Annotated in this window: 7 protein-coding genes; 4 read left to right on the forward strand and 3 right to left on the reverse strand. The window is 45.5% G+C overall.

The annotated features are described in order from the left end of the window. Positions 1–9 precede the first annotated feature (9 nt). Positions 10–1,149 carry an NUDIX domain-containing protein gene (locus tag JMX70_RS09800; RefSeq protein WP_201591668.1) on the reverse strand — a complete coding sequence of 380 codons (1,140 nt, stop codon included), beginning with the start codon at positions 1,147–1,149 and terminating at the stop codon, positions 10–12. A gap of 205 nt (positions 1,150–1,354) precedes the next feature. Here JMX70_RS09800 and hemP point away from each other — a divergent pair, with 205 nt between their 5' ends. Beyond that, positions 1,355–1,513, forward strand: coding sequence for a hemin uptake protein HemP (gene hemP, locus JMX70_RS09805; protein WP_227672156.1), 159 nt, complete (start codon positions 1,355–1,357; stop codon positions 1,511–1,513). A 109-nt stretch (positions 1,514–1,622) separates the two neighbouring features. Here hemP and JMX70_RS09810 read toward each other — a convergent pair whose 3' ends face one another. Together JMX70_RS09810 and JMX70_RS09815 are read right to left on the reverse strand one after the other, a co-directional pair. Next, positions 1,623–6,644, reverse strand: a complete 5,022-nt coding sequence (locus JMX70_RS09810) for a translocation/assembly module TamB domain-containing protein (RefSeq protein ID WP_201591670.1) — start codon at positions 6,642–6,644, stop codon at positions 1,623–1,625. A 120-nt stretch (positions 6,645–6,764) separates the two neighbouring features. Next, on the reverse strand, positions 6,765–10,331 hold the full coding sequence (locus JMX70_RS09815) for an autotransporter assembly complex protein TamA (RefSeq protein WP_201591672.1): 3,567 nt from the start codon (positions 10,329–10,331) through the stop codon (positions 6,765–6,767). 324 nt (positions 10,332–10,655) lie between these two features. On the opposite strand from JMX70_RS09815, the gene JMX70_RS09820 reads away from it, so the two are divergent. The 3 genes from JMX70_RS09820 (at position 10,656) to JMX70_RS09830 (ending at position 14,295) form a co-directional block, all read left to right on the forward strand. Beyond that, the gene (locus JMX70_RS09820; protein WP_201591675.1) at positions 10,656–11,996 is read left to right on the forward strand and encodes an MFS transporter; all 1,341 of its coding nucleotides are present in this window, start codon (positions 10,656–10,658) and stop codon (positions 11,994–11,996) included. A gap of 171 nt (positions 11,997–12,167) precedes the next feature. Continuing rightward, entirely contained in the window at positions 12,168–12,812 is a 645-nt protein-coding gene (gene coq7 / locus JMX70_RS09825; protein ID WP_201591678.1) for a 2-polyprenyl-3-methyl-6-methoxy-1,4-benzoquinone monooxygenase, read from the forward strand. A gap of 247 nt (positions 12,813–13,059) precedes the next feature. After that, the gene (locus JMX70_RS09830; protein WP_201591681.1) at positions 13,060–14,295 is read left to right on the forward strand and encodes a tetratricopeptide repeat protein; all 1,236 of its coding nucleotides are present in this window, start codon (positions 13,060–13,062) and stop codon (positions 14,293–14,295) included. The last annotated feature ends 157 nt before the right edge of the window (positions 14,296–14,452 follow it).

The following is a 14,452-nucleotide window of genomic DNA, read 5'->3' on the forward strand; positions in this document are numbered from 1 at the left end:
TCTTAAAAATTACCGCAAAAACTGACGAATGCCAGCAATAGCAATACCACCATACTGCTCTGCTTGTGTGCTCATTTTCGGCGATAAACCACCGAGTCCAATCACTGGCATATCGGCTAATTCCGCTAATTTTGACCATGCTTGCCAGCCAAATGGCTCGACATCAGGATGAGTTTGGGTTGCTAAAACTGGCGATAGAAAAATACCGATAACGGGTGGTAATTGTTGCTCTAAACGTCTATGAGCCAACTTATTAGCGGCAGCGATACTTTGGGCGTCGTGGCAGCTAATGATTAATGGATAGTTTAATAAATGGTTTGTAGACAAATCGTCGTGAATTGCATTTTTGCTTTGGTGAACATCGTTATTAATATCGCTTAAGCCGCGTATAAGTTGTATTTGGGTTAACTGCTTTGCGACGATTTGATGGTTTACAGCTTGCTTATGTGCTTGGTCGCTTTCAAATTCAGCTGGTACAATCGCCTGTATATCTGCACGCAAGCGTAATAACTGCGCTATATTATTATCTGCATCCATGGCTTTTGGACGGACATAAACCCAAGCATCATGCGCCAAATGCGCTGCATGAAACTGTAGCCAAGCTGCTGCTGGATCAGCCGCGTCGTTAAAGTGTGCCAATGGATAAGTAATTGCTATCTGTTGTGGTAAGCGCAACCATGCAAGAATGGTTTTATTAGCGGCTGGCAGATGGTAATCTTCTGCCAATAACTTCGATTTATCTACCCAAGTTAATGCTTGACCCTCCAATCCCTGCTGGCAATGTTTATGCTGTTCATACTGCTGCGCACTTAGTGCTACCTTGTAAACCTGCAAACATACCTGCTTATCGCCATAGTCATGATGCAGCCGACCGAGTTTCACTGCAGTATTATTTGCGATATCAATGCCCGTCTCTTCAGCGACTTCGCGTATCAGCGCTTGTTGAGCGGTTTCATTAGTATCTATCTTGCCGCCTACAAACTCATAACGATTACCTTGATGCTGCGATGCATTTCTAAAACCGAGCAAATACTGATGCTGATAATAAATGACCGCCACCGCAACATTGACGATTTTTAGCGGTTTATGGGCACTTGCCTCATTTTTAGCGAACAAATTTTTGCTTGAAGCCTCTACATGACTGCGCATTCTATTGCCCTTTATAATGGTACGATTGTTTTGACTTATAGCGTTTGTAAATGCTGCTTTATATAAGTTTACATAATAACTGTGATTTATTTTATCAAATAGCTTGCAAAAGCTTTCAATGTAAATGATAATTATTATCGTTAATAACTTACTTTACCCACTGCCTTATCTTTAATTATTTTATCAAAAGGAATTTACTATGAGCATGGTCATCTCTCGTTATTTAAACTGCCGTGAAAACCGCTTGCCTACTCTGCAATCACAGCACCTATTTGCGCTAACCAAAGAAGTGCGTATCGAGCACGAAGGCGAAGAATATCGCTTACGCTTAACGCGCAATAACCGCTTAATTTTAACCAAATAAATCAACTGCTCACCGCATAAAAAAACGCCTTTTGATAAAGGCGTTTTTTATTGCATTAAATGAACTACTAACAAGCGACAGTATAGTAAGGCTATTAAAACTTAAGTGCTTAGAACTGCCAACTATAAACCACATCGACCGCGTTTTCCGCCGCTGAAGTTGCTTCGACATAAATGCGGCGCGTTAGCTGATAACGGATAGATAGGCTATTTTGTGCATTAAACACCCCGACTCCGTAGCGAATATACAAATCAGGGGTCACATAACCAGTAACGTTGACGTTGGTGTCATCGCTACTGCCTGACGCATCAACGGTTAGGCTTTGGAAGCCAAACGCTTGGCCTATCTGGTTGGTTAGATTGCGCGTGCCACTCAGTCCAAAGCTTAGTCCCGCCGCTGCAAGGTTATTAGTCACTTGAGATTTAAAGCCTTGCTCACTGATTTGTGTCGCGCTCTTATTATTAATACGGCCCGTTATCAAGGTATTCATCGCTTGCTGCTGGGTTAAGCCAGCATTGTTAAAGACGATAATATTTGGATTTTCCGTATTGCCTTTAACGCGTACGCCGACGGTCTTACCGCTGATGGTTTTCACCGCCTCAATGCTCAGATTTGGTTTCATCACGTCGCCATTAAAACGCACCTGACCGTAATTCAGCTCTAAGCTCTGACCAAAAATATTGACATTGGTACGGCGAGAAACCTGCACGACGCCTTTGGCGCGCATAACGCCTGTGCCATTTTGGGTGACATTAATCGCCCCTGCTAACGGAATCACCGCACCAAAACCGCGGAAATTGATGTCATCGCCCAAGTCGATACCGATGTCGGCATTGATTGACCAAGGTTTTGAAATCGCTAAAACCTCATCAATATTACCAATCAAACGGCGATCAAGAACCACCGCATCTTCGGTTTGAGTAATGATATCTTCACTGGCTTCTGGTGGACGAATGGTCGCTGACGGCACACTGACCGCGCCAGTAATATTGACATAACGGTCACCCGGACGCACGATAATGTCGATATCAGGGTTAATCTCAGCCAACAATAATGGCGGCTGGGTCAATACCAAACGCTCGCCAATGATGCTGAGCTTAGCTTGCAGTTTTTGTTGCCAATTTACCGTACCAGTCAGCTTGCCCGTACCGGTACCACTATTAAAAGTGCCGTCGATATTCGCCTGCGTACCACGAATTTTGGCATCGACATTGACTTTTCTTAAGTTGATAGGTAAATCAAGCATCGCAATACGGCCATCTGCCAATTTCACATCGCCATAAAACTGCGGTTTATCGAGCGTCCCACCCAAACCACCTGCCATAGTGATATTGCCTTCGAGCACGCGCATACCGGGGAAGAAAGGCTTAAACACTGCCAAATTCAGCTCATTGAGCACCAGCGCACCCGAGATAGGTTTCGGTGTTTTATAAGGGTCAACGATAACCTCAGCATAGCCACGCGCTCCGCGACCAGTATTAATGTCCGTGCGCAGTTTGATGCCTTCAGGGACCGACAAAGCAATGACTGACACGCGCTTATAAGGTAAGGTAACCGGCTGACTATCGCCATCTTGCATCAAGCCGATTTTGCCGTTGTCAGAATACAGCGTGGTATTGATCGTCGGCGGACGACCATGTTGCCAACCGACAATGGCTTTACCATTAATTTTCGCTTGCCAATCAATATCCTTGGGTAAGAATACGGAAAACAGCGAAGTATCCAAGTTTTGTACCGCTAAATTGACTTGACCTGCCGCTGGTGAAGCAATGAGATTCTCGCGTAAACACAGCTTGCCCGTTTGGTCGGTCGCCTGCCAACAGTGGGCGGCAAGCTGCACTTTTAAGTCAGTAGAATTATTACCCTGCTTTTTGGGTAAATTGACAATCAACTGCGCAGGTTGTAGTTGGTTTAACGTCGCATATTTTGATTTGATACGCCCTTTACCAATCACCCCTGACCAACTGAGCTTATCGCGATTAAAGCCACCCTTGAGCCGAGCGGCGATAGCAAGTTCATCATTTGCCACTTCAAGATTGACCACATGCGCCTGCTCAGTGCCATTAAAAGTCGCATTGACCTTTTTAAAGCTCTGACCTGCCGCATCCAAACCTTCGGCGCTAATAATAAGCTGGCTTGGGCTATTGGCCAAATTGACCAGCTTACCGCGGATACGACCTTGACGCAAAATAAAGCCCGGTAGCGCCAGTCGCTCACCAACCAAGTCAATATAAATCGTGGGCAGCGCCTGTCCTGCGGGCTGCGACAAGGTTGCGCCGCCCGTCACTTTACCAGCAAGCTTATCTGATAGCTGGTCAAGACTGGTGATATTAATCTTAGCTTGTAGCTGCTTAGCATTGCCATTGGCAGTAAGATAATTATCGCCCCAACGTAGCACCAAATTATTGGCATTTAAGCTATCGATTAGCGCATTAACTTGCTGATACTGTGCTTGTGCATCCTGTGCTTGTAAGCGTTTAAAATAACTGCCCAAGTCTTTTGGTAGGCGCAGCTTCGCCGCCAAACTACCTTTGGCACTGAGCGGCTGGCCTTTTAGCACGCCACTTAGGTTAACTTGTTTGATATTAACGATTTGCTGATTGTCACCCCAGCGCCCATCGGTATCAATAGTGCCAGTGATGGTACTTGGGATATCTTTAAAGAAATAACCCAAGTTAAAGCGATTCATCACCGCCTTAACATTCCAAGCGATACCTTTACGCACATCGACCGTACCATTGGCATCGATACTACCTGCGGCGCCGACATGGCGGAAACGCTTGATACGAATCAGCTGTGCGTCACCATTGGCGTCAATGCTAAGTTTACCGGCTGGCAGTTGCTCAGCATCTAATACACCATCAAATTTCACCGCAAAGTTTTTCAGCTTACCCTTTGCGTTAGAATTAGTATTGGCTTGGTTCTTTGGCGGCGTTTGCCACACACCGCTGGTTTTTAAATCACCAGTGATAATGGCGGCATTATTGGGTAAAAAATAGCCAAGGTTAAATTTGTCAAAGCGGCCATCGACTGTCCAGCCAATGTTTTGACGTAAGTCAATGACACCGTTCGCTTTTACTGCGCCGGCTTCACCGTTGTAGTTGAGTTTACGAATACGAATCAGCTTTGGCGTACCAGCAGCATCAATCGACAAGCTGCCCTTTGGTACGTCAGCGGTATCAATATGACCATCAAAACGAGCATCAAAAACAGACAGCTCGCCGCCGATAATATCGACGCTGGCATCACCGCTGCCTGTGATACCAATAGCGCGGCTATCTTGACTGGCATCAAGGTTTGCTTTTAAATCGGTATTAGTAAAGCTAATAATATGGCGCTGACCTTTGACGCGGTTTTTACTGATATTGAGCATACGCCCGCGCGCATTGATATGCCCTGTTAAGCGCTCAAGCGGTAAGTCACTACGATATTTTTTAGGTAACAAACCCGTGGTACGCGCGTCAATTTGCCACGTTAGCGGGTGTTTTTTACTGGCCAGTTGAATCTGCCCTGTACCAGATAGGTCGCCTACTATACCTTTGTAATTAAGACGGTTGATATTAATCACGTCGCCGGCTTTACGCACGCGCACATCGTAGTTGCCTTTAGGGGCGACATTTAACTCGTTGATGACCGCATTTGCGTCGACCGATAAATTCGAGCCGCGGATAATAACATTGGCTTGTCCGCTTGGACTGTCGACATTACCGATATTTGGCAGATTGCGGCGTACCAGATTTTGCCACTTGGCATCGATATACCAAGGCGTGACTTGCTTAGCATTGGCGCTGCGACCACGAGCAGGCGTTTTGCCACGCACGATATTGGCATTGAGATGCTCACCATCGCGCTGACGCAAATCTGCATCCATCTCTAGATTGCCATTTTTATTTTTATGCTGATAACGTACCGATAAACGACCATTGAGCTTTTGCGGCGCATAGGGTTTAAAGTCGGCATATTCAGCTGGAATCGCCTGTCGAATATCAAAATTACTGCCTGTGGCGCGGACTACCGCATCAAAACTCTCTTTCCAGTCCAAAATACCTTGCAATGTCAAATTGCCTGCTGGTACTTGCGCATCCAAACGATCAACGCGCAGCTGACTGTTGGCGATAATACCGCGACCTTGATAGTGACCCGATGGGATATCTTTAGCGGTCAGCTCGGTATTGATACGCAGACGTATCTCCGAGATGACGCCCGACGCGGTCGCCATGCCGCTTTTTAGGTGGATATTTTGGCTATCGGCATAAGGAATTAAAATATCGTCCCATTTAAGTTTCGCTTGAAACGGCGAACCTTCATCTAAGCCTTGCACCACAAAATCACCGCTGACATCGCTATCGTTATAACGGCTACGGACTTTACCAACGGTACGTTTTAGCGTACCGGTTGCGGTGATATTTAACGGGTCGATGTAGGCTTTTTCTAACGCACTTACCTCGACAATTCCGCTCAAATCTAAAGGATAGTTGCCTTGTAAATCTGCCTGACCTTTTAAAGCGCTGACTTTTACAATATCCGCATACTGCAATTTGCCGCGCCCAACGTTCACCACGCTACCAACCCAAGTCAAATCTCGCGCTTCGATATCATGCACAACGATAGGGTCTTTGGTGACTTGTTTATAAATAATGGTTTTTATTTTTGCTTGATCAAAGCGCAAATTGACTGGCAAGCTAAGCGTTCGATAATCAAACGGCTCGCCCGTTGGTGGCTTATTATTGATAATCTCAATGGTTTGAATGTCGGCATCACGCAGATGCACTTCTTTGGCAAATACCGCGCGCCAGCCTATTTTGACATAAGCTTTATCGACCAATATCTCAAGGTCTTCGGTGGCGTTGATATCGATATCGCTGACCCAAATACCATCGCGCAGATTACCCCGACCGTATTTAAACTTAACCCCCGTCTCGGCACTGATTTTTTCTAAAATGAATTTTGTGCCTGACTCAGTACCGACCGCATATAAAAATATGGCGAACATAATCGCCAGTACAATCAAAATAAGGACCGTTAATTTGAGCAAAAAAGACAGGGGAAACCAACGTCTAACAGCGCGGGCATCGCGCTGTGCTGGATCTTCATCCGAGGGCTTATTTGGCGGGGTATTTTTGGTCAACATGACACTCAGCTATGTTAAAGAAGGATTACCAGCAAGCGCTAGAATGAAAAATAAGTCTGTTTTTAGTTTCTATTAGGGCTGGTTATAAGCACTGGTGTTAGGCGTACTTATAGCAGCCATTTATAAAGGTGACCCGATAAACAGATGCAGTCTAACAGGGATGCTATCTTCCGTCACGCCAGCAGCAACATCGACACGTACCACACCAACCGGCGACGCCCAGCGGATACCGACGCCGACGCCAACTTTGGTGTCGGTTTCAAAATCTTTGTCATAGGCATTACCGATATCGGTAAAGACTGCGCCGCGGAAACCTGGTCTAAACTCATAGTTATATTCCGCGCTGCCGACTGCCAGGATTTGTCCTCCGGTGAGATAGCCCTTCTCAATCGGTGATAGGCTTTCGTAATCATAACCTCGAATACTTTGATCGCCGCCAGCAAAGAAGCGCAGTTTATAAGGCACTTCATAAAAATCATCCGCCCAGATATAACCGGTATTTAAACTGCCCAGCACTTGGTGTTTATCGTCAGCCCCGAAGCTATAAAGACCGCTCACACCCGCGCGTAAAATTGCCATATCGGTATCGCTTAGCAGACTTTCTGAGCCTGCTTCAAGCGCATAATACTGACGGAACCCGCGGGTAGGATTGGCAGCATTATCGACGTCTGTTTTGCTCATGCCATAACCAAATAACAAAGCGTGCTGCGTCGGTTTCGAGGAAGTAAAGCGCACTGGCAGATTGTCTAATTCTTCCTCATCGACGCCAGTTTCTAACTCATCTAAACGGTAGCGTACAGAGTAGCTACGATCCCAGCCATTTTCACGGCGGATATTACGCGCCAATGCTGCTTTTAAGGTTTTGGTAGATAAGTCAAAATTACCTTCACCTTGGTCGATGACCTCTTCTTCATAGGTCAAACGGGCATCCAACTTATCGTTTAGCGGATGCTTCCATGGTCGACTGCCATACACGGCAACATTTTTGGTAATACGCGATACTTCGGTTTCTGCCCCTGCTTGATAGCCTTTACGATTGATCAGATTATAATCTATCTTAGCAGTGGCGCGCACTCCAGTATCGGTACCATAACCGAGACCAACTTGGGCATCACGTGGTTTGTTTGCCGAAACAAAGACGTACAGCGGCACTTTTTTGTTTTCTAACACGTCCTGCGGGGTTTTGCGTCCAGCAAGCGTTGGCGGCACGAAGTTTTCATCGGCAAGGATATTTTCTTCATCAGGGAAGATTTTTTGTGCGACATTACTGATAGAGTCGCTGATTTTACCCAAAATACTAGTGGCTTTTTGGCCTTTTTCATCCAAGACACGATCATCCGGCAGACGGCTTAAACGTTCAGCTTTTTGTCTAATGGCTTGCAGCTTACCCAAGGTTTCTTCATCGGCTTCAAACTCGATGGCAGCGATATCGGCTGGATTGACTGTCTCACTGCTGGTAGCGTAACGCTCAGCGTCACTTTCGGCTTTGACTGCCTCATCTTGCTCGATATTATTGCTATCGAAGTCATCATCGGTAGTCTCAGCACTACTGCTATTAGGCGTATTATCAAAGGCTAAAGTACTGCTTTCTGTACGCTCGTCTGGCGGCAAAATCGTCTCGACGTTGACAGTATTAAAATAACGGGTCGCCGATAAATCGTTACTAAACTTGGTCACGGCCGGACGATAAAATGGCTCGCCTTCTTCAAAGTCGACCAGCTGCTTTAATAACGACAATTCAACCGGTAGCTTTTCAGGATCGCGGGTCAGCGTACCCGACTCTTGATCATAAGTAAAAAACACCACTTCATCAAACTTGTAACGATCGCCCGTATTGTAAACCAGCGACACATCGGCGGTATTGTCGGGCAAGATAATATCGACCGATTTGTTGAGCCAGTATTGATCAAAGTAACCATAGGTATCACTGAGCGATTCAAGCGCCGCCTTACTGTCTTTATAAACGCGGTGATTAAAAATATCGCCCTCTTGTGGCGGTAGGTCTTTTTCCAGCTTGGCAAACTCTTCTTGCTCGCTGCCCTCGCCGCGAATGTCAACAATGCGGCTATCCACGCGTACCGGCTCACCTAACTTTTCAATAATGACATCAATGGTATCGGTAGTTGGTTGGCGCAAACGTAGGGTCACATCATAGTAGCCGACGGCTTTGGCGGCATCTAAGGCGCTTTGTCGTAGACGTGGCAACGCAGCAGTGAAATCAACCACAGACTGCACAGTGGTATCATCAATAGCGGCTTTGATATTCTTAAAGGGCTGAATATCATCATCGGCTTTGGTTAATGTTGGTTTAGCATTCCTTGTACTGTTTTGAGCGTTGTTTTTGCTATTATCGTTTAAATTATCTGCTGCGGCTTGTTGCAAATAAATGGTCGTCTCAACATGCGGTAGGGTGACAACGCCACCATTAAAAAAGCGATTATAAAGGCGCTTAACAATATTGCCTTTTTTGTTACGTGCTATCGGTTTGGGTTTCGCCGCTTGTTCGATACTTTCTTTTACCGCATTGACATCGTTTTCATAGTTAGGCAAATAATCATCAGGATTGATGCTGTCCGACTGGGCATTTTCTATCCCACTATCCATGTCCACACTAGTCGCGCTATCGCCAGTGCCACTACCAACCGAGTCGCTGACATCAATAGGACGCGACATCACATCATCTGTCTCCGCCTGCTTAGCAGCGGCCTCATTTCTACCCAAGGTTTCAAGATTGCTTGGTGCTGGTAAATTGGTAGCATCTAAACTCACATCGAGCCCAATTGGCGGCGTGCTATCGTCTAACCTTGCAACAGGCGCATCAAATGCGCCATCTAAAGCTTGAAAGTCATTGTCGTCATAACGCATGCCATCGATATTATTAACGGCATTACTTTGAGTGATATTGCCGATATCTTGAGCGTTTTGCTTATCCATCGCCGCCAGCTCGCGATCAATCTCGTCAGGCGTCATCATCTGATAGCCTTGTTGCTGCACGCTATTAACTTGCTGCTCTAAGTTTTCATTGCTGTCAAATGCTTGGTTGTTGCCTATACTATCTATGCCATTACCGATAGCACTAGCAAAGTCATTAATACTATCGATATCATTATTTGATAACTGGGACTTATCCGTGTTATTTGCTTGCGCGGTGGCGTTTTTGTTAGGATTTTTAATACCTAAGTTCTGCTCGCTATAATCATCCAATACCGATTGATCGATAATACCTTCTTCAACGGCTTTTTTTAGACGCAAGGCGTCCAAAGCAATATCAAGCTGGCTGTCTTCATAGGCATCTTTAGAAAGTGCTCGTTTAGACGAGGACTGAGCCGAAGAATTGGAAGGCGGTTTTGGCGTTGGTGGCTGCGATTGTCGTTGCGGCTGTGCAGTGGTCGCATCATTGCCACTATTTTTGATAAGTTGGCTGCTGCTTGCATTATTGGCCGTATTATTATTTAAATCAGTGGCGGCAAGAGCACTAGGCGCGATAGCAACACTGACCCCAAAACCAACCAAACTGGTGGTCAATGCCCGAAATAGCGCCGTACGCGTAAAACAAACACGAGGGTTATCCATAGGATTTATATGAGTAGGATGAGCAAATTTAGCCGAACACAGCGGCGCATTTGACGCAGCAACAGGCGGTATCCCCGATGAGTGGCGCGCTAGAGTTGAAGGCTGGTGTTTCATATTGATTTCCTATCACCTCACGCGGCACAAGTGACGGTCGATGGCAATCGCCTCGTCTTACCGGTGAATAAACGTAGAACAGTTCGCTGAAATTAAAGGTTTGGACGGCTAAAATTTACAAATCATAACTTAGTTAATTCTCAAATCATAGCACTGTGCGCATGTATTTTTACCAAAGCCTTGCTATTATACGGCGTAACATAGATAAAACCTATGCTATATTTCGATAAGTTTTTGATAGTATTGATAATTGTTTATCTGCCAATCACTGCGTAAAAGTTTGTTTTCTCCTTTATTAGCCGCGCCCCACCTGTAGGAATTTTCATGGCCAATCAGTTTCAACTCTTTAAGCATCGCCGGTTTAATGCCATGTTTTTTACCCAATTTTTGGGTGCTTTTAATGACAATATTTTTAAGCAAGCGCTGATACTGGTGCTAACCTATACTGCTGCCAGCCAATTGGGTATGGAAGTCAGTATTTTAAATAACTTGGCGGCGATGTTGTTTATTTTGCCGTACTTTTTATTTTCGGCATTGGCAGGGCAAATTGCTGATAAGTTTGAAAAATCAAAACTGACGCGCTTAATCAAATTGCTTGAGATAGGCATTATGATTATCGCTGCTGTTGGCTTTGTCTTTGAATGGTACGCGCTGTTATTTGTGGCGCTGTTTTTGATGGGGACGCAGTCGACGTTTTTTGGGCCGATTAAGTATGCGTACTTGCCGCAAGCGATGAGGAAAAATGAGCTGGTCGGTGCCAATGGTCTGTTTCAAATGGGCACCTCGCTTGCCATTTTGCTTGGTATGATTATCGCTGGGGTATTGACCCAAATTACCCAGCCGCTATTTTGGATAAGTGTGACGGTGCTTTTTGTTGCGGCGATAGGCTATTTTGCCGCCCGTTTTATTCCTACCATGTCAGCGATGCAGCCTGATTTGAAGATTAATTGGAATATCTTTACCACCAGTATGACGACGGTGCGTTATTTATACTCGTTGCCTTTTTTATTCTTTGTCATTCTTGGTAATAGCTGGTTTTGGTTTTATGGCGCGACGTTTTTGACCCAAACACCAGAATTCAGCAAAGTCATTTTGCATGGCGATGAATCCGTGGTGATTTTCTTATTAACGCTATTTTCAGTTGGGGTGTCGATTGGCTCGCTACTGTGCAAATCTTTGACCAAAAACCAAGTCAGCTTGCGCTTACTGCCCTTTGGTATTGCAGGTTTGAGTATTTTTGCCATTGATTTATATTTTTCTTTGTCAGGGCTCAAACTCAGTGTCAGCTCGGCTACCCTATTTGGTATCAGTGATTTATGGGATATGAGCGGTAGCTGGCGCGTGTTTGCCGACTTGTTCTTTTTGGGCTTTAGCGGCGGTTTATATATCGTGCCTTTATACGCCTCTATGCAGGCTTATGCGCCAAAAAGCCATCGCGCGCGTATCGTCGGTGCCAATAATATCTTTAATGCCATTTTTATGGTGTGTTCGGCGATTTTCTCGATTGTGGTATTAAATGCACTGGGTCTAAATTTGCCGCAACTGTTTTTAGTTACCGGCTTATTAAATATTATCTTTGGTATATTTTTATATCTTAAGCTTAATAAACACATCAAACACGCCGTTATCCAAACTCATGATGACGAGAAAAATCGATACGACTAGCGTCAAACGCAATATGAATCGGCAAGCCAATAATTTCGCTGCCGAGATTGTCTATTGTTTGTTATAGTGGTTTGATAAGTGTTGTCTGATAGGCTTAGTGGCCTATTAAATAGCTTAAACCTATTCATCATAAGTTCTATTTATAATTCATACAGCCATCAGGAGTGAATCATGGCGCAGCGTTCCTTATCAAAAATTGACCAGCTATTACTTGGCGTAGATAAAGCATTGCGAGCGGTTGTACCGCATTCAAATCCTAGCACTCGCCCGCTGCCTGTTAGCAGTGATGAGATTCCTGAGCTAAGTATCAACGAAGCCCGTCATGTCGCAGGCTTGATGCGTATCAATCATACGGGCGAAGTCTGCGCCCAAGGGCTGTATCACGGGCAAGCGTTTGCCGCAAAAAACGATGACGTCAAGCAAGCCATGCAACAGTCGGCTGAAGAAGAAGTCGATCACTTGGTGTGGTGCGAGGTTCGCTTAGATGAGCTTGGTAGCCATCCTAGTATTTTTACGCCTTTATGGTATGGCATGTCATTTGGGCTTGGCGCGGTAGCAGGGGCGATTTCTAATGAGTTCAGCTTGGGCTTTGTCGCCGAAACCGAAGCGCAAGTTAGTGAGCATCTACAAGACCATATCGGTCAATTGCCACCGCAAGATCAACGCTCAAGAGAAATACTAGCGCAAATGGATATTGAAGAATTACATCATCGCGAGTTGGCGCTGGCAAATGGCGGCGCGGCATTGTCGCCACTGGTGCGCCACACGATGCGCTGGATGGCCAATCGCATGAAGGCCACGGCTTATCATTTATAAGCGTTTATCATCTATAATACGCAAAGCACTACTAATCTGCATCTTTTTTTAGTGGCTACAGACGGCATTATTCTGTGCTTTTAACAATCCTACTACTGTTAGCAGTCAGATTAATTTGCTAGGGTATGAAAAATTTGTACGATTTTACGGAATACCAAAACCTAACGATCAATCAATGGATGAATAGATAACAAGTCAGTAACTACAATAACTGATAAACGACAACGATTAAAAGGTAATTATTTTTATGAAAGCCATCAGCCAAACCCCTATTTCTAATAAAGCATCGCACTCTAGTAAAGCGCCCCACTCTAGTAAAGCGCCTAGGCTTGCGACCCTAACGGCACTCGCTGCCGCTTGTGCCATGCTGCTATCAGCGCCGGCAAATGCAGCTGAAGAAGCGAATACCGCCGCAGCGTCCGCTACGAGTAGCACAGCCGTACCTAGCGCTATCGATTCTAGTAAACGTATCATTCGCCTAGCCAAGCCAAATGCAACGATCAGCACGGCGCAAGCTGATGCCCAAGCCAATGTTGGAGTTGAGACTGGCGCTCAAAACAATGTTGAGCAGAATACCGTCCAACCAACTAACATAGCGCAATCAGCTAATAATCAAGCCCCTAATACGCAGCAAGGCAATGTCCAGCAGGCTATTGTCCAACCAAACCGTGCGCCTTTAAATACTGCGCAAAATGCTGCCCAACCACCAGCCGTACCAACACCAGACACGTCCGAGTTGACCGGTACGACGCGCGTTTATGAGCGTGGTCCTATCCCTGCGACGGGGATTGATTTACGCAGTGGTCAGCTGCCAAATATCCCAACCCCGCAAGTGAATATTTCAGATATCAGCTTTGTCCCTACCGTGCTCATACCGCAGCAGCAAGGACTTGGCACTGATAAACTGGACGTCAGCTTACTCGATGACTTCATTAAAGAAGTCTCACCAAATGCGCGCCATTATCCACCAAACTTCCCGAACCGCACCCAGCGCCACAACGCCCGCGAAAAAATCAAAGTCTTGACTGAATGGATTGAGCCGTATGCCAAAGCACCAAATGCCTCGTACGATGTCTTAGTTCGCGCCGCCAAACTCAATGGCATGGGACGCAACTTAGATTTAGGCTCAGAATACACGGTACGTGGCGGACAATATATTGATCGCGCCATCAAACTGAAACCAAATAGCGGCGAGGCCAACTTTATCTATGGCATGATGCTCTCAGAAGGTGGCGGTTTTAAAGAAGGTCAAAAATATCTTGATAAAGCCGTCACTCTTGGTTATACCGAAGCTGAGCAGAGTCTTGCGCAATCTGACTTGTTAAGTGATCGCCGTGATAAGGCACTAGAGCGTTTACGCCGCTTGGCGCAACAAAACCCTGACAACGCTATTATTCGTCAACAAATTAAGCTGATCGAGGACGGTAAATTCTATATTTGGGATATCCCTGCCCCAGATATTAATATCAAACCAAGCACTTAATTCTTTGTGATAGAAACGTAAAGTGTTAGCTATTTGGTAAAATGATAGCTCACACCGATTTCTAAAGAGCTGTAAAAAGCGCGCTGCAATTATGATTAATAATGTGAGCGCGCTTTTTTGTGCTTAATTTAGAAATATCTAAGTGGGTTTTGTTAAG

Source organism: Psychrobacter pulmonis (assembly GCF_904846465.1).
Lineage (GTDB): Bacteria > Pseudomonadota > Gammaproteobacteria > Pseudomonadales > Moraxellaceae > Psychrobacter > Psychrobacter faecalis.